General features: G+C 53.7%; 20 protein-coding genes. 12 read left to right on the forward strand and 8 right to left on the reverse strand.

The window, feature by feature from the left end; all coding sequences use genetic code 11:
• Positions 1–99: 99 nt before the first annotated feature.
• Complete coding sequence (gene ytfQ, locus U0026_RS20200) at positions 100–1,056, reverse strand: galactofuranose ABC transporter, galactofuranose-binding protein YtfQ (protein WP_062776115.1); 957 nt, start codon at positions 1,054–1,056, stop codon at positions 100–102.
• A 402-nt stretch (positions 1,057–1,458) separates the two neighbouring features.
• On the opposite strand from ytfQ, the gene ppa reads away from it, so the two are divergent.
• Positions 1,459–1,986: an inorganic diphosphatase gene (gene ppa, locus U0026_RS20205; protein WP_062776113.1), complete on the forward strand. Its 528-nt coding sequence runs from the start codon at positions 1,459–1,461 to the stop codon at positions 1,984–1,986.
• A gap of 158 nt (positions 1,987–2,144) precedes the next feature.
• Here the strand turns inward: ppa and U0026_RS20210 are convergent, their stop codons facing one another.
• Genes U0026_RS20210 through tamA form a run of 3 tightly spaced genes read right to left on the reverse strand, consistent with a single transcriptional unit; the run spans position 2,145 to position 7,998 of the window.
• A complete protein-coding gene (locus tag U0026_RS20210; protein ID WP_062776111.1) occupies positions 2,145–2,489 on the reverse strand; it encodes a gamma-glutamylcyclotransferase family protein in 345 nt (114 codons plus the stop codon).
• A 2-nt stretch (positions 2,490–2,491) separates the two neighbouring features.
• Positions 2,492–6,268 (reverse strand): autotransporter assembly complex protein TamB, encoded by a 3,777-nt coding sequence (gene tamB / locus U0026_RS20215; protein WP_062776110.1) that lies wholly within the window; start codon positions 6,266–6,268, stop codon positions 2,492–2,494.
• Positions 6,265–7,998: an autotransporter assembly complex protein TamA gene (gene tamA / locus U0026_RS20220; RefSeq protein WP_062776108.1), complete on the reverse strand. Its 1,734-nt coding sequence runs from the start codon at positions 7,996–7,998 to the stop codon at positions 6,265–6,267. The genes tamB and tamA overlap by 4 nt, the downstream gene beginning before the upstream one ends.
• Before the next feature lie 269 nt (positions 7,999–8,267).
• Between tamA and msrA the strand changes: the two genes are divergently transcribed.
• Positions 8,268–8,912: a peptide-methionine (S)-S-oxide reductase MsrA gene (gene msrA, locus U0026_RS20225; protein WP_062776106.1), complete on the forward strand. Its 645-nt coding sequence runs from the start codon at positions 8,268–8,270 to the stop codon at positions 8,910–8,912.
• Here msrA and U0026_RS20230 read toward each other — a convergent pair.
• Positions 8,909–9,967 carry a LacI family DNA-binding transcriptional regulator gene (locus U0026_RS20230; RefSeq protein ID WP_062776125.1) on the reverse strand — a complete coding sequence of 353 codons (1,059 nt, stop codon included), beginning with the start codon at positions 9,965–9,967 and terminating at the stop codon, positions 8,909–8,911. The genes msrA and U0026_RS20230 overlap by 4 nt on opposite strands.
• A 189-nt stretch (positions 9,968–10,156) precedes the next feature.
• On the opposite strand from U0026_RS20230, the gene U0026_RS20235 reads away from it, so the two are divergent.
• The 6 genes from U0026_RS20235 to paeA all read left to right on the forward strand — a co-directional run bounded on the left by U0026_RS20235 (position 10,157) and on the right by paeA (position 17,737).
• The gene (locus tag U0026_RS20235; RefSeq protein ID WP_062776104.1) at positions 10,157–11,311 is read left to right on the forward strand and encodes a Gfo/Idh/MocA family protein; all 1,155 of its coding nucleotides are present in this window, start codon (positions 10,157–10,159) and stop codon (positions 11,309–11,311) included.
• 19 nt (positions 11,312–11,330) lie between these two features.
• Complete coding sequence (locus U0026_RS20240; protein WP_062776102.1) at positions 11,331–12,509, forward strand: Gfo/Idh/MocA family protein; 1,179 nt, start codon at positions 11,331–11,333, stop codon at positions 12,507–12,509.
• Positions 12,510–12,511: 2 nt separating this feature from the next.
• The gene (locus U0026_RS20245) at positions 12,512–13,579 is read left to right on the forward strand and encodes a Gfo/Idh/MocA family protein (RefSeq protein ID WP_062776100.1); all 1,068 of its coding nucleotides are present in this window, start codon (positions 12,512–12,514) and stop codon (positions 13,577–13,579) included.
• A 12-nt stretch (positions 13,580–13,591) separates the two neighbouring features.
• A complete protein-coding gene (locus U0026_RS20250; protein WP_062776097.1) occupies positions 13,592–14,614 on the forward strand; it encodes a Gfo/Idh/MocA family protein in 1,023 nt (340 codons plus the stop codon).
• Positions 14,615–14,704: 90 nt separating this feature from the next.
• Positions 14,705–16,249 (forward strand): MFS transporter, encoded by a 1,545-nt coding sequence (locus U0026_RS20255; protein ID WP_062776095.1) that lies wholly within the window; start codon positions 14,705–14,707, stop codon positions 16,247–16,249.
• Between the two features lie 144 nt (positions 16,250–16,393).
• On the forward strand, positions 16,394–17,737 hold the full coding sequence (gene paeA / locus U0026_RS20260; RefSeq protein ID WP_062776093.1) for a polyamine export protein PaeA: 1,344 nt from the start codon (positions 16,394–16,396) through the stop codon (positions 17,735–17,737).
• A 77-nt stretch (positions 17,738–17,814) separates the two neighbouring features.
• On the opposite strand, the gene U0026_RS20265 is transcribed toward paeA, so the two are convergent.
• Positions 17,815–18,021, reverse strand: a complete 207-nt coding sequence (locus U0026_RS20265; protein WP_062776091.1) for a DUF1107 domain-containing protein — start codon at positions 18,019–18,021, stop codon at positions 17,815–17,817.
• Between the two features lie 322 nt (positions 18,022–18,343).
• Here U0026_RS20265 and U0026_RS20270 point away from each other — a divergent pair, with 322 nt between their 5' ends.
• On the forward strand, positions 18,344–18,898 hold the full coding sequence (locus tag U0026_RS20270; protein ID WP_062776089.1) for a YtfJ family protein: 555 nt from the start codon (positions 18,344–18,346) through the stop codon (positions 18,896–18,898).
• Here the strand turns inward: U0026_RS20270 and cysQ are convergent.
• Positions 18,895–19,641, reverse strand: a complete 747-nt coding sequence (gene cysQ / locus U0026_RS20275; protein ID WP_062776088.1) for a 3'(2'),5'-bisphosphate nucleotidase CysQ — start codon at positions 19,639–19,641, stop codon at positions 18,895–18,897. The two genes, U0026_RS20270 and cysQ, sit on opposite strands and share 4 nt — an antisense overlap.
• A 210-nt stretch (positions 19,642–19,851) precedes the next feature.
• On the opposite strand from cysQ, the gene U0026_RS20280 reads away from it, so the two are divergent.
• A complete protein-coding gene (locus tag U0026_RS20280) occupies positions 19,852–21,795 on the forward strand; it encodes a bifunctional 2',3'-cyclic-nucleotide 2'-phosphodiesterase/3'-nucleotidase (protein ID WP_126440903.1) in 1,944 nt (647 codons plus the stop codon).
• A gap of 75 nt (positions 21,796–21,870) precedes the next feature.
• Here the strand turns inward: U0026_RS20280 and U0026_RS20285 are convergent, their stop codons facing one another.
• Positions 21,871–22,257: a winged helix-turn-helix transcriptional regulator gene (locus U0026_RS20285; protein ID WP_062776084.1), complete on the reverse strand. Its 387-nt coding sequence runs from the start codon at positions 22,255–22,257 to the stop codon at positions 21,871–21,873.
• An 84-nt stretch (positions 22,258–22,341) separates the two neighbouring features.
• Between U0026_RS20285 and U0026_RS20290 the strand changes: the two genes are divergently transcribed.
• Positions 22,342–23,190, forward strand: coding sequence for an SDR family oxidoreductase (locus tag U0026_RS20290; protein WP_062776083.1), 849 nt, complete (start codon positions 22,342–22,344; stop codon positions 23,188–23,190).
• Between the two features lie 80 nt (positions 23,191–23,270).
• Positions 23,271–24,095 carry an AraC family transcriptional regulator gene (locus U0026_RS20295; RefSeq protein WP_062776081.1) on the forward strand — a complete coding sequence of 275 codons (825 nt, stop codon included), beginning with the start codon at positions 23,271–23,273 and terminating at the stop codon, positions 24,093–24,095.
• Positions 24,096–24,127: the final 32 nt, after the last annotated feature.

Genomic DNA, 24,127 nt, shown 5'->3' on the forward strand with positions numbered 1-24,127 from the left:
TCCCCCCACAGGGGAGAGGGGACAGATTGTGCCCAATACGCTCACCGAACAGCTCCCTCTCCCTTTCAGGGAGAGGGTTGAGGTGAGGGTATCCGCCACTCAATAGCCCATATTTTTCTTCTTCTCTAACTCTTCTTTCGCCGTATCCGGCAGGTAGAGCGTCGATTTCGTCAGGGTCACTTTCTCAGGCAGGGTGCCGTCTTTTTTGTATTTTTCCAGCGCATCAAACGCCGGGCCAGCCATGTTTGGCGTCAGTTCAACGCTGGCGTTAGCGTCTCCGGCAATCATCGCTTTGTAGATGTCCGGTACACCGTCAATTGAGCCGGTCAGGATATCTTTGCCTGGCTTCAGCCCCGCTTCTTTGATCGCCTGAATCGCACCGATTACCATGTCGTCGTTGTGCGCGTAAACCATGCAGATGTTCTTGCCGTTGTTTTCGGCTTTGATAAAGCTTTCCATGACCTCTTTACCTTTGCTGCGGGTAAAGTCGCCGGACTGGGAGCGGATGATCTTGATATTGGAGGCTTTAGAGATGGCATCAGCGAAGCCTTTCTTACGGTCAATCGCCACGCTCGCCCCTACCGTACCTTGCAGTTCAACCACGTTACACGGCTTACCGTCGGCGGTTTTAATTAGCCATTCACCGATAAGTTGGCCTTCCAGCACGTTGTTGGCGGTGACGGTGGTCATGTACAGCGATTTGTCCTTCACGTCGATAGAGCGGTCAAGCAGGAATACCGGGATGTTCGCCTCTTTGGCTTCTTTCAGTACCGGTTCCCAGCCTGTCGCTACCACAGGTGCGATAAAGATGGCATCAACGCCCTGGGCAATAAACGAACGTACCGCTTTAAGTTGGTTTTCCTGTTTTTGCTGCCCGTCGGCAATCTTCAGGGTGATGCCGCGTTTTTGGGCTTCCTGCTTAGCGACGTTAGTTTCCGCCGCACGCCAGCCGGATTCAGAGCCGACCTGCGAAAATCCTACCGTTAATGGAGCAGCCATGACCATAGACGACATGGCTGCGGAAACTGCTGTGACAAGGAGTAAGCGCTTCCACATAGAGGTATCCTCATAGGGTTATCGTTGGTTAAATATTCTTCTGCGGAAGAACTATAGACAATGGGCTATGTAACGGAATGAGTTACATCACACTTCAAAAAAGTAAATTATTTGTTAACTAGCGAGATGTGGAAGAGATCAACAAGGAGAAGGGGTCGCGCATCCATTGAGCGCTATCGATTTTGTGCAGAAATGCAGCGAGCCGCCGTCATTTTTTACCGTGATGTAAACGGTTTCATGATTTTATTCAGGATGCGGCTAAGTTTATGGATTTTCCTGCCGTAGGAAGTGGCTGAAAAAGACGGACGCGAAGGCGGGGGACGTAAAACAGGTCAAGACTTTCGTGGCGAGTTGGCTATAATACCGGGCACTAGTTTGCCATACATTCTAAAGGAAACAGACATGAGCTTACTCAACGTCCCTGCGGGTAAAGATCTGCCGGAAGATATCTACGTTGTCATCGAAATCCCAGCTAACGCAGATCCTATCAAATACGAAGTCGACAAAGAGAGCGGCGCGCTGTTCGTTGACCGTTTCATGTCCACCGCGATGTTCTATCCGTGCAACTACGGCTACATCAACCACACCCTGTCTCTGGACGGTGATCCGGTTGACGTACTGGTCCCAACTCCGTACCCACTGGAGCCAGGTTCAGTTATTCGCTGCCGTCCAGTTGGCGTGCTGAAAATGACCGACGAATCTGGTGAAGATGCGAAACTGGTTGCGGTACCGCACACCAAGCTGAGCAAAGAATACGATCACATCAAAGATGTGAACGACCTGCCAGACCTGCTGAAAGCGCAGATCACCCACTTCTTCGAGCACTACAAAGACCTCGAAGCAGGCAAATGGGTTAAAGTTGACGGTTGGGAAGATGCAGCAGCAGCTAAAGCTGAAATCATCGCTTCCTTCGAGCGCGCGAAGAAATAAGATTTCTTTTCGAGCTTTGCAAGACACCGCCTTCGGGCGGTGTTTTTGTTTGTGCGGATCCCGGCGGCGCTGCGCTTGGCCGGGCTACGGGCGGGTGAAGAATCTTGCAGTATCAACAATACAAAAAACAACGCCACCCGAAGGTGGCGTTGCCGTATTCAATACTGGTCTTTATCCAACCAGTTGCCGCTTTCTATCAGCTTCATCCCGTCAATTGGGCGCTGATAGACGTACATCCAGGCGCTACCATACGGCGTCTGGATGAGATGACGAGCGTATTCGCCCGCCTTGGTGCGCAGCGCATCCAGTTCGGCCAGCGTCGAGGCGTCTATCCGATAAACCTCACCGTGTACTGTGCCATCACCGGGCACCGCGCCTGGATAGTGGCCCAGGCTGTACAGCTGATAATCGGGAACGCTATGATCGCCCAGCCACAGGGCGTTGGTCATCCAGTGGCTGTTACCTTGTTTGCGCCGTAAACTGCCGTACACAAATATTCGCATTGCTAAAACTCAAACTGATAGAGCAAATCGAGCGCCTGGTCTACGCCAGACACCGCTTCCAGATACAGCTTAGGCATCAGGCGATAGCGTAACGTGAGCGTCGCTAAAGAGTCAAAGATCCCCACACCATATTTCACCTGCAGACCCGGCAATACGTAACCACTGACCACCACCTGGGAGGAATCACCCACCCCTTGCGTATCTAAAGCCAGATTACTTACGCCAAACGTCTCGCCGATTTTACCCACAACTTGACCACTTTGTGCAACCCCCAGACCAATAAGCATTGATGTCATCGCCGCACTGTCACTCTGGCCGCTGTCCAGACCTTGTCCTCGGACGAGGTAGGAGAGCGCTTCTTGCTGCGACATGGCCGGGTCAGAGAAGACCTCAGCCTTAGGTTGATCGGCAGTCCCCGTGACGCGAACACCGGCGATTACGTCGTTTTCTGTCGACTCTGGGTTACGAATAGCTTCGATATTGAGCAGCGGCTGATCAGGCGGACCGGAGAATAGCAGTTCGCCTTTACGCACGATCAAATCCTGCCCATAGGCGTGGAAGCGACCTTCCGGAATATTAATTTGCCCGTTCAGACCCAGCCCTTGTTTATCCTGCGCGACTTTCAGATCGCCGGTCAGACGTGCTTTCAGGCCAAACGCATCGAGGCGAACGTTGTTGCCAACGTGGATCATCAGGTTGCTGTTGATCGGAATCGATGCCGATTTAACCTCTTTTGGCTGAAGTTGATCGTTTAGCATCACTTCATCTTTAGAGACGCCCACTGCGCTCTCAGGCACTTCCTTCACGACGATACGCGCCCATGGAACATCGACGCTGCCATCAAGCGTGAACAGGCTTGGCGTGGCGTTAAATTCGATATCCGGTGACACATCAAGACGCACCATTGGTGGCACGGTGATACGCACCCGGCTGCCTTTCGCCGCAATACGCGCACGCCAGTTCTCGATCTGCCGCCAGTCCGCGTCGCCATTAAGGCTAATCTGCCCTTGCTGGGTACGGATTTCCCCTTGTAGCGTGGAGCTGGCACCGTTGAAGTTCATGGTTATCTGGCTTGGCTGCATGTCGAACGGCATAAAGTTACCGTCAACATCGATACCGTTAAGCTGCAACTGGCCGAACATCAGCGGACTTTGTACATCACCGCCCAGCCGCAAGTTCGCGTTAACCTTACCGTCCGCCTTTTCCCCTCGGGAGAAGACAGGATTAATCATCGCCAGCGAGAAGTTACGGATGTTGACGTTACCGCCCAGGTTACGTCGGCCTTGCGGATCGGTGACCTGTACCTGACCGTCCAGCTGACCGTTATTGGTCAAACGGATAAGCCAGCCCAGCTCGGCGCGATTATTGTGTAGGTCAGCGTTAAGGTTCAGGGTATCAAACGCCACTGGCAGCGGCGCGTTGTTGACTATCTGCGTCACCTTCACGTTGCGCCCAGAAAGCGACACTTTGCCCTGCGGCAGCCCTTCTTTGGTGGTGTCCCAGCTCACATCAGCATTACCGCTGAACACGCCGCTAGCTTGCGTATCTTCCGGCATAAACGGTTTGAGCATCGCCAGGTCAAAACGGTTGAGATTGACGAGGGCACGACCCGCCGCCCCGGCATCAATGGTCTGCGGCACGCACAGTTCGGCATTCGGGTTCACCCAGCAGTGCGGCCCAATACTGATTTTCTGTTCGAGGTTACGATAATCCAGTGCGATATCGCGGTTTATCGACCACGGCCCGACCGGCGTCTGGAAACGGGTATTACTCAGCGCCCCTTTCCAGCGCTCCTCTTTACGATCAAAACTGCCTGACAGTGCCAGTTGGCCGGAAACCGGCTCGCCCTGCACCTGCAATTGCAGCGAGTGCTGTTTTTCACTGCCTTTTGCTGACAGATGAACCAGACCGATATTGACGCTCGGCTGCACAATGCGCTCCACGCGCACATCGAGATTACCGGCAATCTGGTCGGTCGATTTCACATCGCCATCGACGCGTACCTGACCAATCGACAGTTCCTGCCAGCGCAGGCCGCGGGCGGTGATATCTGCCAGCAACTGCGGTGCGTCCACGGTGCCGCGGATATGCACCAGACCTTTAGCGGTACCGCCAAGCCCTGGTAGCATATTGTCGAGTTTCGGCGCATCAATATTGGCGTCGAGGTTGAGATCTTTTACCCCCAGCTCGCCCTTAATATCGGCGGTGTTATTCCCTAAGGCCACGTGCAGCCCCGGAATAGTCCACTGCAAATAGCTGTTGCCACGCAGCGAACCATCGACCTTCACCTTGTTCTGCTTAACGTTACCGGTGATTTTCATCTCCGGAACGTTCATCTGCCAGGTGCCGCCGTAGAGGCTGCCGTTGGTTTTGATCAACCCGTCGATTTTCGAAGGCCAATCTGGCGCAACCTTCGCGGTATTAATGCCCCGCAGCGCCAGTTCACCGCGCCAGCTAATCGCCTGCTGCCAGTCGAGTAGCGCGGTCAGCTCCGTTTTACCTTCCAGCGCCGCCACGGTGAGTTTATCCAGGTTCACCTGCCGCTCGTTGCCTTTGGCATCAATCGTAATATCCGCAGGCGGCACGCCCTCGCCCTTCACGCTGGTGCTAAAGGAGAGGGTGTAGTCGGTCATCTTGCCGCCCAGTTTTAGCTTGAGCTTATCGGCCTGGAACTGTTTTTCGCCGGTAAACGGCCAGTACAACTGCTTGCTGTCAATCGCGACATTAAACGGCAAACCGGCCTCCGCCAGCTGCGCCTGCGCCCGCAGATTCATGTCTACCTGGCCGGAGAGGTTCACGCCCACTTCCAGCTGTTTGCGCACATCGCCGGCAATTTTCAGCTTTATCTTCTCGCCCTTTAGCGGATCGATATTCAGCGTACTGTTAAGGGTCATGTCGACCGGCCAGTCATTCATGAGCTGCGCGGTACCGCTGGCGTTCACCGTCCCCTGGCTGGAATCGATATCCAGCGTGTCGAGCTTCATGTTGCCGTCAATACTGCTCACCTTCAGCAGCATTTTATAGATCGTCAGATCGGTATCGCCGGTGATGCGCAGCTGTTCGCCGCTAAAGGATTGGATATTGAGGTTCAGCGGCAGATGGACATCGGTCATCTCCGGGAGCACCGGTTTAGAGAACAGCTCGGTTAGAGTTTCGCCCAGCGGTTTTTCCTGCGGCTGCGGGTTATTGATCTTCGGTTCAACCACCTCTTTTTGCGCCACGTCCGCCACTTTCGGCAGTGCTATCAAAAGCCCCTGCAACGCGGTTGGCGTCAGCGTCAGGTTTTTCTCCTGCCACTGAAGGCCGCTGCTGAAGTCCATTACGGACACCGTGGTGTCATCAATCTTGATATTAATGTTATTCAGCGCAACCCGGCTTAGGGTGATGGGATACGGTGTGGAAAGATTCAGCGGGCCGCTATCTTCTTCCTCAACCTTCGCGGCAGGCGGCATTTTGCTGCTATCGATAGCCACGTTGATATCACGCAGCGCAATATCGTTGACGCACAGATTACTGTGCCACAGGCAGCTTAGGTTAACCGCCAGGTGGAATTCACCGGCATCCACCGCCACGCCCGGCTGGGTGTAGCGCACTTTTTTCAGCGTCAGATCTCGCCAGCCGCCGGTCACTTGACCGATTTCCAGACCCGGCACCCAGCGGTTCGCCGCATTAAACAGCAGATGTAACCCCGTCGTGGTGCCTATCAGGAAGCCGACAGCCCCCACCAGCACCACGAGGAAAAGCAAAACACCGAGGCTTATTTTCTTCCATAACGTCATAGTTCAGGCCCCAGACCGATATAAAACTGCAATCCATGTTCATCTTTGTCGCCGACCGGAACGGCGAAATCGAGCTTGATTGGCCCAACAGGAGACTGCCAGCGCACGCCGACACCGGCCCCCATTTTCCAGTCGCTTTGGCGGATATCACTCACCGCTTCACCGCCATCAACAAACATCGCGCCCCACCATTTTCCGGTGACGTTGTACTGATATTCCATCGAGCCGGTCGCCAGTTTTGATGCACCAATCAGTTTGCCTTTGGAATCTCTCGGAGCAATGGATTTGTATTTATAGCCACGAATACTGCGGTCGCCACCGGCGAAGAAGCGCAGGTCTGGCGGCACACGATCGAAGTCGCCGGTTTCAATCCAGCCGAGATTACCGCGCATCACGAAACGATGGCTGTCATACAGTGTACGGATCCAGACGTTCTGGGCCTGGAAGACGGAGAAATCAACGTCAGAGCCCCAGGCAGTATTGGAGTAATCAATGGAGTAACGCTGTGAATCGCCCCAGGTCGGCATCAGGCCACCGCGCGAGCGGGTACGGCTGATGGAAACACCAGGATAGAACAGCATGGTGGTATTGGTGACATCGGCCTGAGTAAAGTGGTCGAGGCTCCAGCGCAGGTTAATCGCGCGCTGCCAGCCGCTGGAGAGGTCCCAGAAGCGTGACACGGCAAGCGTCGTGGAGTCGGCTTTGGTATCGTTCAGGTCGGTGCTTTTAAAGCCGCCCTGCACCAGATAATACTGCTCCAGCGGATTTTTCAGCAGCGGCATCTTATAGCTGAAATCAAGCTGTTGTTCCGGTGCCGAGACGCTAAGGCTGGTCGTCAGACTGTGACCGTAAGAGTTCACCCATGGTTTCCTCCATGACCCTTTCACGCGAGGGCCGACATCGGTCGAGTACCCCCCACCGACCTCAACGGTATTTTCACTGCGCGGCGATACCACGCCATGCAGCGGTAATACTTTGGTTTTGCGGGATTTTTCAAACTCAGGTGCGACCACGACAGAATTAAACCACCCCGTCGCGGACAACCGACGGTTCAATTCAGCCAGATCGCTGGACTGGTAATAGTCGCCCTTATGAAACGGCACCAGATGCTGTAAATACTCTTCGCGGATCTGCGAGCCTTCAAAAGTGACGTCGCCAAACCGATAGCGCTCGCCGCTATCGTAATCGATATCCCAGAAGGCCTGATGGCGGTCAAGCGAGACACCAAGCTGGCTCTTTTTAAACTCGCTATCGAAGTAGCCTTTACGCAGCGCGACGCTGGTCAGAGAGCCTTTGAAGCTATCGTAATCGCCGTGATCCAGCACCGTACCAATCTTTGGACGGGTTTTGAGCAGCTTAAGATAATCACTGTCGTCGCGTGCGCCACCGCGCAGAATCACATCAGTGCCACCAATACGCACCGGCTCGCCCGGCGTCACTTTCGCCAGCAGCACCTGGCGACCTTTGGCCGGCGGTGGCTTGAGTTCGAAATCAATCGTCGGTTCGTAATAGCCAAGGGCCTTTAACCCTTCGCGAATAGCATCGTCCACGCGCGCGCGAAAACGACGATCTGGCGTCACTTCGTCACCATCAATCGTCGAAAGCTGCGCCCTGACGTTCTTTTGTAGTTCGCCTGAGAGGCCTTCAACCTGTAGACGGATGTTTGCTGCACTGGCAACACCGCTGGTCAGCAGCAAGCTCACCAAACATAACTGGCGGATTTGTCGCACATTTTCTCCTGAATATCCTTGTTTCCACCCCAAAAAAGGAAACGAAAGTCCGCTCCGCGGTCATGGCTGATTTTGGCCATTTTGCGCACTTACGGCGCACGGCTTATAACACCAATTTAAAAAACCCACTCTTTGTCGGGTTGAAATACAGACAGAGCCCCTAATTATTCTTATGTTTAAATCTAGACGTATTCGGCGTGGTTATTGTGTTAAAAGACGCGCCAGGTTACAACCTTAACGAAAATTACTGTTTCCCGGAGATCAATCCCATGAGTCTAGTTGATAAAAAACACCTTGTATCTCAATCGGATGCGTTGTCCGGAAGAAATACACCTATGCCGGTCGCCACGCTCAATGTTGTGACAGAACACTCAATGACGCACGTTCCTGATGGAATGGAGGTCGCGATTTTCGCGATGGGCTGCTTCTGGGGCGTTGAACGTCTCTACTGGCAAATGCCCGGCGTTTACAGTACCGCAGCAGGTTATACCGGCGGATTTACGCCGAATCCAACCTATCGGGAAGTGTGTTCTGGTGAGACCGGGCACGCAGAAGCGGTGCGCGTCGTTTTCGATCCAGCAGTAGTCAGCTACGGCGATTTACTGAAAACGTTCTGGGAAAATCACGACCCGGCGCAGGGTATGCGTCAGGGTAACGACCACGGCATCCAGTACCGTTCGGCCATCTACCCTACGACACCTGAGCAAGAAGTGGAGGCGCACGCCAGTCTGAAGCAATTCCAGGACGCCATGCGCACGGCAGGCGATGAACGCGCGATCACCACCGAAATTGAAGCCGCAAAACCGTTCTATTACGCGGAAGATGAGCACCAGCAGTATCTGCACAAAAATCCGTACGGCTACTGCGGTATCGGCGGGATTGGGGTTTGTCTGCCGCCACAGTTACAGAACTAACCGTCGAGTGCCACGCGCGCCGCATGCCGCGTGGCGTTAGCTACGGACCCGAAATCCATTACATTCCCCTGCAATAAGAGATTGTAAACCGGCGATTGTGGCCGGTTTAGCCGCGTTTGCAGCAAATGCACCGCTTCAATCCCCAAATCGCGGCATGGCACGCGAATACCGGTAATCGGCATCGTCAGGCTGTTTTCCAGATTCCACGTAAAATCAGTGGTGATAATAGAGATGTCTTCCGGTACGCGTAGCCCATAACGCTGCAACACGTTCATCACCCCTTCGGTCATGTTCGTGCTGTTAGGGAAGATAACATCTGGCCACAGCGTACGATCGTGCTCTTTCAGCCACTTATCCAGCGCTCGCTCTGCCTCTTGCGCCGTAAACCACTCGGTGACCAGTAAATCATGCTGAGGGTTGAAGGGAATGTGGTAGTAGCGATAGGCCTCTTTAATGCCATCCAGCCGGGCATACAGCGTTTCACGACGCAGGCAGGTCATCGTCAGCACGCGCCGATGACCTTGTTCAAAGAGATAGCGCATCGCGGTAAACCCGATGGCCCGGTGGTCGGGCGAGACGCAGTCCAACGCCATATCCCTGTCGATAGAATTAATGAGCACACAGGGTTTATTCAGGGTGCTGGCAAGCTTGAGAATCGTCGGGTCGTCCGTGCCGATGATGACCACGGCGTTGATATTCTTCTGGTTGGCTTTCTCGAGAAATAATTTGACGTCGGCTCGCTGCTCTTCCAGCGCGCAATGGCTTATCCAGACATCGTGCGGCGCACTGGCTTCGGCAATGCCTTTTGTCACCTCCAGATAAAAAGTATCGCCCCGCCCCTGGAATGTCCGTTCCGGCGCAAATACCGCAATACCGTTAATCAACAGCCGCCCATTTGCCAATGAGTCGAGCACCCCGAGCTGGCGAGCGCATTTCACAATCGCCTCACGCGCCTTCTCGCTGGTGTAGGATTTGCCGCTCAGTACCCGGGAAACCGTGCTGATGGAGTAGCCAGTCCGGGCGGCTATTTCATCCATTTTTAGCTTACCTGACATTGTGTGACCTCGCTCGCAATCATCTTTTGCAAATTTTTGCAGATGCAGTGAGCTGATTTTAAAACCCATTTTCAATTTCTCGCCCATATTCCTTTCCCGCCTGCGAGCATTCTCACAAATTCCATTTGTTCGCCTTCACCACCTTGCCTATTTTCAGGCATCAGACATTCCTATCACGTAAGGTGCAACATGGAAAAGGTGCGATTTGGCATTATCGGCGTGGGTAATATCGGGACCGTTCACGCCCGTTACCTGCTGGCGGGGACGGTGAAAGAAGCCTGTCTGACGGCAGTGTGCGACAACAATCTCGATAAACATGCGGCCATTCGCCAGCTTGTCGGCGCAGAGATTGAAATATTCAGCGACGCCGAGGCAATGCTGAAAAGCGGGCTGATTGATGCGGTGATTGTCTCCACGCCGCACTATGACCACCCAGGCCTGTCAATGCTGGCCATGCGCCACGGAATCCATACGTTGTGCGAGAAACCGGCGGGCGTTTACACCGCGCAGGTGCGCGAGATGAACGAATTTGCCCGTGGCTGCAACGTGGTGTTCGGCATGATGTTCAACCAGCGCCCGAACCCGCTGTATCAGAAAGTGAAAGATCTGATCGACAGCGGCGAGTTGGGCGAACTGCGCCGTTCAAACTGGATTATCACCAACTGGTATCGCTCACAGAGTTACTACAACTCCGGCGGCTGGCGCGCGACGTGGAAAGGCGAAGGCGGCGGCGTGCTCTTAAACCAGGACCCGCATCAACTCGACCTGTGGCAGTGGCTGGTTGGGATGCCGGTGCGGATGCGCGCCTTCTGCCAGGAAGGTAAGCATCGCCAGATTGAAGTGGAAAACGAAGTCACCGCTTACGCCGAATACGCCAATGGCGCGACCGGGGTGTTTATCACCACTACCGCCGAAGCGCCGGGCACCAATCGCCTGGAGATCGCAGGCGATCGCGGAAAAGTGGTGGTCGAGGACGGCAAGCTGCGCTTCTGGCGGCTGCGGGAATCTGAAACCGAATTTAACGCCCGCTGGCAAAACGGCTTTGGCGAGCCGGAGTGCTGGGAAGTCACTCTGCCGGTGGCCCCGGAATCCAGTGAACACTACGTGGTCACCGCCAACTTTGCCGCCGCCGTGCTGCACGGTACGCCGCTTATCGCCCCCGGCACCGACGGTATTCACGGTCTGACGCTCTCTAACGCCATGCACTTGTCCACCTGGACCGACGGCTGGGTTGACCTGCCGTTTGACGAGGCGCTGTTTAAAAAATTACTCGACGAACGCATCGCGCGCTCGGTGGATAAGCAGGTTGAAAGCAAGACCCTGGATGCCTCCGGCACCTGGTAAACCGCAGCAGGAGAGACGTATGTTACGCATTGCCATCGTGGGAACCGGGAATATTTCCCATAACCATATTCAGGGATATCAGGAGTTTGCCGATCGCTGCCAGATTGTGGCGTTAGTCGATATCTATCCCGAAAAAGCACTAGAGAAAAAAGAGCGCTACGGACTCACGCAAGCGACGGTATTCAGCAGCCATCAGGCAATGCTGGCGTCGGGCATTGAGGTCGACATCGTCGATGTCTGCACCCCGCCGTATGTGCATGCAGAAATCAGCGTCGATGCCCTTAACGCCGGGAAGCACGTGCTGTGCGAAAAACCGATGGCGGCGTCGCTTGAAGAGTGCGATGCGATGATCGCCGCCCAGCGCGCCAGCGGCAAAATTCTCTCGATTATCGCCCAGAACCGCTTTACCGATGCCTTCTGGCGTTTGAAGCAGGTTGTCGATTCCGGCGAGCTGGGAAAAATTTGTCACGCGCAGGTGGATTCGTTCTGGTGGCGCGGCCACTGCTATTACGACCTGTGGTGGCGCGGTACGTGGGAAAAAGAAGGCGGCGGCTGCACCCTCAACCATGCGGTTCACCATATCGATGCCATTCAATGGATGCTCGGCTTCCCGACTGAAGTGGTGGCGATGATGACCAACGTTGCTCACGACAACGCCGAAGTGGAAGACCTCTCAGCCGCAATTTTCCGCTATAGCAGCGGCGCGCTAACACAGTTGACCGCCTCGGTGGTGCATCACGGCGAAGATCAGAAGATCGTCATTCAAGGCGATAAAGCACGGATTTCCGCGCCGTGGGACATGTGGGCCAGCGTTTCCGCCGATAACGGCTTCCCGCAAGAACAGCATGATGATGAACGCGAAGCGCGGCTGGACGCCCTATTCCGCAATACGCCGAAGCTGAAATATACCCTGCATACCGGGCAGATTAACGATCTGCTTAACGCGGTTGAACAGCACGGCGCACCGCTGATTGACGGTGTGCAGGGCAAACGCTCGCTGGAGCTTATCACCGCTATTTATCAATCCTCGATTACCGGACGGGTGGTTACCCTGCCCGTCAATCCTGATGAGCCCTGGTATAAAACCGGTGGCCTGGTTTCCCTCGCCCCACACTTCTACGAGAAAGCCGCCTCGGTGGAAAACTTCAGTGAAGTTGGCGCAATCCCGTTGGGCAAAGATTTGGACAAAGGAGCATAAACATGAGCATCAAAGACGGTATGAACTACGCCCCAGTGGGCAAACCACAGCCGGTTGTCGGCGCGGGTGAGTTTGTTATTGCCGCCGCCGCACTCGACCACGGCCATATTTACGGGATGTGTAACGGCCTGATTGAAGCCGGCGCCACGCTGAAATGGGTTTATGATCCTGACCCAGCGAAGGTCGATAAATTCGTGCAGCAGTACCCGCAGGTACAGGTTGCACCAACGCTGGAAACTATCCTCAACGACGAGAGCGTGCAATTGGTTACCGGTGCCGCTATTCCGTCCGAGCGTTGCGCACTGGGGCTGAAGGTGATGGACGCAGGTAAAGACTATTTCACCGATAAAGCGCCGTTAACCACGCTAGCTCAACTGGATGCGGCCAAACGTAAAGTGGCGCAAACCGGGCGCAAATATGCGGTCTACTACAGCGAACGCCTGCACGTTGAAAGCGCGGTGTTTGCCGGGCAGTTAGTGCAACAAGGCGCGATTGGCCGCGTGATGCAAACGCTGGGCGTCGGCCCGCACCGTGAAGGCGAAGGTCGCCCGGACTGGTTCTACGAGAAGGAATTTTTCGGCGGCATCCTGTGCGATATCGGCAGCCACCAGATTGAACAGTTTTTGTTCTACACCGGCAACAGCGACGCTCACGTGGTAGCAAGCCAGGTACGTAACGTGAATCACCCGCAGTATCCGCAGTTTGAAGATTTTGGCGACGCGATGCTAGCAGGAGACAACGGCGCAACCGGCTACTTCCGCTGCGACTGGTTCACACCTGATGGCCTTTCCAGCTGGGGCGACGGTCGCCTGACGCTTTTAGGCACCGACGGCTATATCGAAATCCGTAAATACGTCGATATCACCCGCGGCGAGCAGGACGTGGTTTATCTGGTCAACAAAGAGGGTGAGTTCCGCTATCCGGTTGCCGGACAGGTGGGCTTCCCGTACTTCGGCCAACTGATTCTGGACTGCCTGAATCGTACGGAAAACGCGATGACCCAGGAACACACCTTTAAAGCCGCCGAGCTGTGCGTGAAAGCGCAAATGCTGGCGAACGCCGTAGCGTAACGAGAGGCGGTGATGAAAACACGTCATGTGGCGATTATCGGCGGCGGGGCTATCCATACCTGTCATGTGGAAGCCCTGAGCCAGCTCCCTAATGTGGCCTTACGTGCCCTTGTCGATATCGACGGGGATAAGGGAAGCCAGCTGGCGGCGAGCTACGGCTGCCAGTTTTACCTGGATTACCGCGAGATGCTGCGCGATGACGCCATTGACGTGGTACACATCTGCACGCCGCACTTCCTGCATAAGCCAATGATCCTGGCAGCGCTGGCGGCGGGGAAACAGGTGTTCTGCGAGAAACCGATGGTCATGAATCCGCAAGAGGTGGCGGAGATTCAGGCCGCTGCCACGGTGGCCCAGCGCCACGTCGGGATCTGTTATCAAAACCGCCTTAACCCAACCAGCCTGGCTATCCAGCGCTGTATTGAGGAAGGATCGCTTGGTGCCATGCGCGCGATTAAAGCCGTGCTCACCTGGTCGCGTGCCGGGCGCTATTACAGCGCCAGCCCGTGGCGGGGCAGTTTCGCCACCGAAGGCGGCAGCTTGCTGATTAATCAGGCCATTCATACGCTGGATTTGATGCAGTGGTTTGGCGAAGGCGTCAGCCGCTTAAAAGGGGTGGTCGACAGCACGTTGCTGGCAGATGAGATCGAGACCGAAGATAGCGCGATGGCGACGATGTGCTTTAACAACGGCGCGCGCGGGCTATTTTACGCCAGCAACTGTCACGCCAGCGACTCACCGCTGCTGCTGGAGTTGGAATTCGAGCACGGGATGCTGCGTCTTGCGGACAACGTGCTGTGGCAAATCCGTGGCGATGAGCATACCAGTCTTGCCAGCGACGCGTCCCCGGATGGGGTGGGCAAAAGCTATTGGGGCATCGGCCATCAGCAGGCTATTCACCATTTTTATCAAGGACTCGATAATAATACTGCCGTGAATTATTGCGGTATCCATGAAGCGGCAAAATCATTACAGATAGTTAATGCCATTTACCAATCGTCACTATTGAGGAAGTGGGTGAATATAATAGAGTGATCGTCATCCACTATTTCCTGCTGTCAATAATATAAGGTGCAGAGCTGACTCTGCACTGAAACACCCTACCAGTACAGGAATAATAATATTATGGTAAAACCAACCGAACGCCGCGTTGGCTATGGCATCGCTATAGGCTACGGGGTAACCGATCTTTTTGGCGGCGGCGCCTTTGCCGTTATAGGAACATGGCTTTTATTTTTTTACACCACCTATTGTGGTTTAACCGTATTAGAAGCCGGGTCAATATTTGCTATCGCACGTATTATTGATGCGATATTAAGTCCGGTGATGGGCTACATCACCGATAACTTTGGTAACACCTGGCTTGGGCGTAAGTTTGGCCGACGCCGCTTCTTCTTGTTGATAAGCTCACCGCTGATGTTCCTCTACGCGCTGGTGTGGGTTACCGACATGAATTACTGGTACTACCTGGGAACCTATCTGTCGATTGAACTGCTGTCCGCCATGGTGCTGGTGCCGTGGGAAACGCTGGCCGCAGAGATGACCAACCGTTTTAGCGAACGTACCAGGTTGTCGGGCGTGCGTATGATGTGCTCGGCGCTTGGCGGTTTTCTGGCGGTCTCCATTCCCGGTATCATTATGCAATATACCGGTAAGGATAACTCACTAACCTACACGCTCACCGGTATGGTCTTTGCAGTTATTTACTGTGTCGCGGTATTTACCACCTGGGCCTGCACCTGGGAAGCCAAAGATGTTCGTGAAGAATATGAATTCCAACCGGATAATCAACGCAGCAGCGGTCTTTTAAACCATTTAAAATATCTGGTGCTCGATCTTATTTCTTCATTCAAGATAAAAATATTTCGTCAACATATTCTGATTTATATCTGCTCATTTACCGCCATGGATGTGTTTGGGTCAGTATTTGCTTATTACGTGGTGTACGCGTTACATCATGATACTGATATGGTTTCCGGCTTATTAAGCATTGCCGCCTTTGTTTTAATTCCCGGCACCTTCGGTTTTATGATGTTAATGAATAAGTTTAATCTCACACCATCGGGCGCACTGAGGCTCTCATACGGCAGTATTTTTGTGGTGCTGGCATTCCTGTTTATCGCTTATATCGGCAACTTGCAGGTACCCACGCTGCTGTTCTCCGCCGTCTTTGTCCTGTTAGGGCTGGCAAAAGCCGGGCTTTACTACATTCCATGGAACATCTACAGCTTTATCCCGGACGTCGATGAGATCGTGACCCGCCAACGCCGCGAAGGCATTTTCGCCGGTGTGATGGTGTTAACGCGAAAAAGCACCGTGGCGCTGGCAATCATGCTGATTGGTATCGTGCTGGAAGAAAGTGGCTTTGTGAAAGGTGGCGGTTCTCAGCCTGCTAGCGCCCTTCACGCGATCATCGGCCTGATGGTATTTGCCACCGCAGCGCTGCTGGCGGTGAGCTTCTACATGACTTACCGCTTCAAGCTTACGCAGAAAACACACAACCTGCTGGTGAAGGAAGTCGCGCGCCGTAAGCTTGGGGGTAATTCGGAAGACTGCGATCAGGAGACTCGCGAGGTGATTCTGGCGCTGACGGGCTACCCTTATGATAAGGTTTGGGATGCGGTGCCAAATGGCAATGCTAAAACCAAGCCGCTGGTGACAAACGGTTAACCTCTGGCAGCTTTACAGTCCCTTACGCTATACTAGCTTCTGAAAATGCCGGCCCATCTTCTTCGGGCCGGTTTTCAATATGTATTTCACACAGATTTATCAACTTCCCCTTCCGAGGATCTGGCCAGACGGGCCGGATAAGATATGTTAAACAGTATACTCATCATACTTTGTCTGATCGCAGTAAGTGCGTTCTTCTCAATCTCTGAGATTTCACTTGCCGCATCGCGCAAAATTAAACTGAAACTGCTTGCCGATGAAGGCAACATCAACGCCCAACGTGTTCTAAAAATGCAGGAAAACCCCGGGATGTTTTTCACCGTGGTGCAAATTGGCCTGAATGCCGTTGCCATCCTCGGTGGTATCGTCGGTGATGCCGCATTTTCTCCTGTATTTAACTCTCTGTTTTCCCAATACGTGTCTGCGGAACTCTCCGAACAGTTGAGCTTTATTCTCTCCTTCTCGCTGGTTACCGGTCTGTTTATCCTGTTTGCAGACTTAACCCCGAAACGCATCGGTATGGTTGCGCCTGAAGTTGTGGCACTGCGCATCATCAACCCGATGCGCTTCTGCTTGTTCATCTTCCGTCCGCTGGTCTGGTTCTTTAACGGCATGGCCAATATCATCTTCCGTATCTTCAAGCTGCCGATGGTACGTAAAGACGATCTGACCTCTGATGATATTTATGCGGTCTTCGAAGCCGGTGCGCTGTCTGGCGTGCTGCGAAAGCAAGAACATGAGCTGATTGAAAACGTGTTCGAACTGGAATCCCGTACCGTACCGTCATCCATGACGCCGCGTGAGAATGTGATCTGGTTCGATCTGCACGAAGACGAGCAGAGCCTGAAAAATAAAGTCGCTGAACACCCGCACTCTAAGTTCCTGGTGTGTAATGAAGATATCGACCATATCATCGGCTACGTTGACTCAAAAGACCTGCTGAACCGCGTGCTGGCAAACCAAAGTATGGCGCTGAACAGTGGCGTGCAAATTCGCAATACGCTGATTGTGCCGGACACACTGACATTGTCTGAAGCGCTGGAAAGCTTCAAAGCGGCCGGTGAAGACTTCGCTATCATCATGAACGAATATGCGTTAGTGGTGGGGATCATCACCCTTAACGACGTGATGACCACGCTGATGGGCGACCTGGTTGGTCAGGGGCTGGAAGAGCAGATTGTCGCTCGTGATGAAAACTCATGGCTGATTGACGGCGGTACGCCGATTGATGACGTCATGCGCGTGCTGGATATCGATGATTTCCCGCAGTCAGACAACTACGAAACCATCGGCGGCTTTATGATGTTTATGCTGCGTAAGATCCCGAAACGCACCGACTCGGTGAAGTTCTCCGGCTATAAGTTTGAGGTGGTCGATATTGATAACTACCGCATCGATCAGCTTCTGGTGACGCGTATCGACAACAAACCAACGGTACTGGTACCGAAGCAGGCCGACATGATGGAAAGCGAGCAAAACAACGCGTAAGCCCTTTTCCACAGGCTAGAAACATCAACGGCTCCCATTGGGAGCCGTTTTCAATTCTACCGCATTAAGCTTTCAGGTTACGCCATCTCAGTTTGCAGACGTAACACCTGGCGGTTCACTTCAGACATCACAGATAGGTGCTGCTTGTCTTTAATTTTAGGGAGAACAATTTTCCCTTTATCAAATTCAAAAGCGCCAACGTCCTTGATATACAACCGTCCACGGAACAGGGTCTTCACATACTTAGCTACCTGAAACGGGTTGTAGCGTTGGAAAATTTTCATTCTAATCTCCTGCGAGTACTACGCCCTAGTTGATCCACATTTGGCTCAACGCTCCGGGGCGCAAAGTTAAATACTCGTTAACTATAGTCCATAAAAACTAAGGGCCTCCATCATAGGGGGCCTTATTTACCAATTTATTACAATAATTCAGAACTTTCTTTTCAGACATACGACGAAGACAGTATAAGTCTTCGTTTTTATACAATTGTGTGCGTTCCCCCACAAACTGGCACCGTCTTTGCGGGAAAAGTCCATAAATCGCACTTATGATTAAAACTATCGACCAAGTGGTCGGATCACCTGCATAAAAAAAGGAAAAACCATGACTCTACGTACGCTTCTCGCGGTTTCATGCCTGTTAATGCCGTTAATGGCCTCCGCACATAACTTCACAACCGGGCAACGCGTTGCACCCATCGGCGTGGCGGATCGGGGCGAATTGATTCTCGATAGTGATAAGTTTAGCTACAAAAACTGGAATAGCGCGATGCTGCCTGGAAAAGTGCGGGTGGTGCAACATATTGCCGGACGCTCGTCGGCAAAAGAGAAAAATGCGGGGCTAATTGAAGCCATTAAGTCCGCCAAACTGCCTCATGACCGCTACCAGACCACTACCATTGTTAACACCGATGATGCCATTCCAGGCTCAGCGATGTTTGTCCGCAGCAGCCTTGAGAGCAATAAAAAGCTCTATCCATGGTCGCAGTTTGTGGTCGACAGCGATGGTGTAGTGCGTAAAGCCTGGCAGCTTGATGAAGAAAGCTCTGCGATTGTGGTGCTGGATAAAGACGGCAAGATACAGTGGGCAAAAGACGGCGCGCTGACGACGGCGGAAGTGCAGCAGGTGATTACCCTGCTGCATAAGCTGCTGAATTAAAAAATAGAGACGCGGAAACCGGGGTTTAAGAACGACTCACGCGGGGTATAATCCAGCGTTTTGCCCTGCCAGTCGTTCACGTGCGCCCCGGCGGCGGCGGCCACCGCGTGCCCCGCCGCGGTATCCCAGATATTGGTTGGCCCGAAGCGTGGATACAGCTGCGCTTCACCTTCCGCGACCAGACAGAATTTCAGTGACGATCCGATAGATGCCGTCTGGTGCTCGCCCAATTGCTGCAAGTACTCTTTCAGCTCATCATCGTTCGCATAATGGGAACGACTGACCACCACTCGTGGCGGGTTCGCATCACGTACCTGAATTTGCCGACTCACGCCGCCCTCTTCCTTCCATGCTTTGCCGTTAGCCGCGCTGTACATCACTTTCAACACCGGCGCATACACAACGCCCAGCACCGCTTTGCCATTTTCTATCAACGCAATATTCACGGTGAACTCGCCGTTACGTTTGATGAACTCTTTGGTGCCGTCCAGTGGGTCGACCAGCCAATAACGCTGCCAGTGCTGGCGAACATCCCAGCCAGGAGGGTCTTCTTCAGACAAAATTGGGATATCCGGCGTCATTGCCTTCAGGCCGTTAACAATCACATAGTGGGCCGCGATATCGGCCGCTGTGACCGGGGAATCATCTTTCTTGCTGGTCACGTCTAACGGCTGCTTACCCTCATACACCTGCATGATGGCATCACCCGCGTCACGCGCAAGTTGACTGACTTGTTCTAACATTCTCCACCTCGTTGAGATTACAGTGGCGTTAACTTATTGTTTTATTTATATCGCATTGCCGTTAATTCCGCTATTGCCATCATCGTTCCACAGACTGTGAACCGCTGCCGATTTCCCGTCATGATTTTCTGGCATGATTCACATCTTCATAAGTAACAGAAAACAAATACATTTAAATCTGTGTCTTAGATCTATAAAAGGATGCCTCTGATGATCAAGTTTAGCGCAACGCTGCTGGCTACGCTGATAGCAGCCAGCGTAAATGCCGCGACGGTGGACCTCCGCATAATGGAAACCACCGATCTGCATAGCAATATGATGGATTTTGATTACTACAAAGATACCGCTACCGAGAAATTCGGCCTGGTGCGCACGGCAAGCCTGATTAACGCCGCACGTGACGAGGTGAAGAACAGTGTGCTGGTCGATAATGGCGATGTGATTCAGGGCAGCCCGCTTGGCGATTATATGGCGGCGAAAGGCCTCAAGCAGGGTGATATTCACCCGGTCTACAAAGCGATGAATCTGCTCGACTATGCGGTAGGCAACCTCGGCAACCACGAATTTAACTACGGGCTAGACTATCTGCATAAAGCGCTGGCAGGAGCGAAATTCCCGTACGTTAACGCCAATATCATCGACGTTAAGACTAAAAAGCCGCTATTTACCCCTTATCTGATTAAAGAGACCGATGTCGTCGATAAAGACGGTAACAAGCATACCCTGAAAATCGGCTATATCGGCTTTGTGCCTCCGCAGATTATGACGTGGGATAAAGCGAATCTGAGCGGTAAAGTCACGGTCAACGACATCACCGAAACGGCGCGTAAATATGTGCCGGAGATGCGCGCCAACGGCGCAGATGTGGTTGTCGTGATAGCCCACTCTGGCCTTTCCGCCGCCCCGTATCAGGCGATGGCCGAAAACTCGGTCTACTACTTAAGCCAGGTGCCTGGCGTTAACGCCATTATGTTTGGTCACGCCCACGCGGTGTTCCCGGGCAAGGATTTTGCCAACATTAAAGGCGTGGATATCGCCAAAGGTACGCTCAACGGTATTCCCGCCGTGATGCCGGGGATGTGGGGCGATCACTTAGGGGTGGTCGATCTGGTGCTGAACAACGACAGCGGCAAATGGCAGGTCACAACCGCCGAGGCACAGGCGCGACCAATTTATGATGCGGCAGCGAAAAAATCACTGGCGGCGGAAGACAGTAAACTGGTTGCGGCGCTGAAGACCGACCACGATGCCACACGTGAGTTCGTCAGCAAGCCTATCGGTAAATCTTCCGACAACATGTACAGCTTCCTGTCGCTGGTACAGGACGACCCGACCGTACAGGTGGTCAACATGGCGCAGAAAGCCTACGTTGAGCACTATATTCAGGGCGATCCGGATTTAGCAAAACTGCCGGTACTCTCTGCCGCCGCGCCGTTTAAAGCCGGTGGTCGTAAGAACGATCCTGCAAGCTTTGTTGAAGTGGAAAAAGGTCAGCTCACCTTCCGTAACGCCGCCGACCTCTATCTCTACCCGAACACACTGGTGGTGGTGAAAGCCAGCGGTAAAGAGGTGAAAGAGTGGCTGGAATGTTCCGCTGGGCAGTTTAACCAGATTGATCCGCACAGCACTAAACCGCAGGGGCTGATTAACTGGGATGGCTTCCGCACCTATAACTTCGACGTTATAGACGGCGTGAATTATCAGGTGGATATCACTCAGCCAGCGCGCTACGACGGCGAATGCCAGAGCGTTAACCCGAAAGCGGAGCGCATTAAACATCTGACCTTTAACGGTAAGCCAATCGACCCGAACGCGACCTTCCTCGTCGCCACCAATAACTATCGCGCCTACGGTGGCAAGTTCGCGGGCACCGGCGACAGTCATATCGCTTTCGCCTCGCCGGACGAGAACCGCTCCGTGCTGGCGGCATGGATAAGCGCCGAGTCGAAGAAAGCCGGTGAGATTCATCCGGCAGCTGATAACAACTGGCGTCTGGCGCCGATCCACAGCGACACGAAGCTGGATATTCGCTTTGAAACCTCGCCTTCAGAGAAAGCGGCGACGTTTATTAAAGAGAAAGCCCAGTATCCGATGAAGCAGGTGACGACTGATGAGATTGGTTTTGCGATTTATCAGGTGGATTTGAGTCAGTAACATTTTGCGGGGTTCCCGGCGGCGCTGCGCTTGGCCGGGCTACGTGAGTGCATATTTGTAGCCCGGTCGAGGCGTTTACGCCGACACCGGGGTTTTCTGCGCCATCACATCCGGCAAATTGACCTCAATCCAGTCCGCCAGCGCGGCAACTTTCTCACTCACTGCCTCCCCCATCGGGGTCAGACTATACTCCACGCGCGGCGGTACGACCGGGTAAGAGATGCGATTGATAAAGCCATCTTGCTCCAGCGCCTGCAACGACTGGGCGAGCATTTTTTCGCTCACCCCACCCATCTTGCGGCGCAGGTCGCTAAAACGGTGTGTGCCTTCACGCAGCGCCACCAAAATCAATACGCCCCAACGGCTGGTCACGTGTTTGAGTACGTCACGCGAGGGGCAGCTTTCGGCGAACAAATTGCCGTTACGTAGCTTTTGCGTCAGCGTCGGATTTATTTCTTTCATACTTACCTTTTTGTACGTACTTACTAAAAGTTAGTTATGGTGTTAGCTTACCACAACACCATACGAACACGAAGGAGAACACCCATGATTGCGATTACAGGCGCCACCGGCCAACTTGGTCAACTCGTTCTTGATGACCTGCTAAACACCACCGCGGCGCAGCAATTGGCGGCGATAGTGCGTAACCCAGCAAAGGCGCAAGCGCTTAGCCAAAAAGGCGTGGCGGTTCGTCAGGCCGATTACAATGATGAAGCTGCACTCACTGCTGCATTACAAGACGTTGATAAACTCCTGATCATCTCTTCGAGCGAAGTGGGTCAGCGTGCGCCGCAGCACCGCAATATCATCAATGCCGCCAAAGCGGCGGGCGTGAAATTTATCGCCTACACCAGCCTGCTGCATGCGGATAAATCTCCGCTGGGCCTGGCAGATGAACATATTACTACCGAAAAAATGCTGGCCGATTCCGGCATTCCTTACGCACTGCTGCGTAACGGCTGGTATACCGAAAACTATCTGGCGAGCGCACCACCGGCTCTGGAACACGGCGTGTTTATCGGCGCTGCCGGTGAGGGTAAAATCGCCTCGGCAACCCGCGCCGACTACGCTGCCGCGGCGGCTCGTGTGATAAGTGAAGAGGGTCATGCAGGGAAAGTCTACGAACTGGCGGGCGATCATGGCTGGACGCTCTCCGAACTTGCCGCTGAACTGTCGAAACAGAGTGGTAAAAACGTGGTTTATCAGAACCTGAGCCAGGCGGATTTCGCCGCTGCGCTGAAGAGCGTTGGCCTGCCGGAAGGGTTAGCGGATATGCTGGCTGACTCCGACGTTGGCGCATCAAAAGGCGGGCTGTTCGATGACACTCATACGCTCAGTAAACTGATTGGCCGCCCAACCACGTCGCTTGCCGACAGCGTCAAAAGCATCCTGTAAGCGTTAAAAAACGGTTAAATGTGGTAGCGCCCCTGCGGGTCATCTCTGATAATAAAGAGAGGCCTCGGGGGAAATATCACGTGCAGGGTGTACCAGAACAGTTCAGCGATGAGAAAGACAGCGCGCGCTTTCGCCATCTGGCGCAGGTGCCGGGCGTTGAGCTGTATCACGCGCATATCTCGCGCTATGCCTTCGAACCTCATACCCATGAAGCGTTTGGTATCGGCATCATTGAAGCCGGTGCCGAGCGCTTTCGCTATCGCGGCAGCCAGTACGTCGCCCCCGTCCACTCCGTTGTCACCATGAATCCGGATGAGCTGCATACCGGTGAGGCCGAAACCGCCGACGGCTGGCGCTACCGGATGATTTATCTGGAGCCTGACCTGCTCGAAGACGTCACCGGTATCCGCCACTGGTGGTTTGCCGATGTGACTCGCCATGATCCACAGCGTTCACAGATGATTGGCCGCCAGATCCACGCGCTCTGGCATACCGACGATCCTCTGGCACAGAAAGGTCTGTTGTTAGATATGATCGACACCTTCCAGCCGCTGGCCCGCCATGCGCCGGTGTTAGCCGAGGCCAAACATCGTTTTTCCCGCGTGCGCGAATACCTTTACGACAACTATATGCACCCCATCACCCTTGATGAGCTGGCGAACGTCGCCGCCCTCAGCCCGTGGCATTTTCAGCGTCAGTTCAAAGTCCATTTCCACGTGACGCCCCATCAAATGTTGATGGCCGTCCGCCTGTGGCGGGCAAAAGAGTTTCTCACTCACGGGATGCCTGCGGCCGAAGTCGCAGCCGCCACCGGGCTGACCGACCAATCTCACCTGACTCGCGCCTTTACTCAACGCTACGGTATTACTCCGGTGCGCTATCAAAAACAGGTCGCCCGTCGCTAATCAGCAATCTCATACAATACTCAATAGCTTTC

Origin of the sequence: Kluyvera intermedia (assembly GCF_034424175.1) — a bacterium.
Taxonomy (GTDB): Bacteria; Pseudomonadota; Gammaproteobacteria; order Enterobacterales; family Enterobacteriaceae; genus Kluyvera; species Kluyvera intermedia.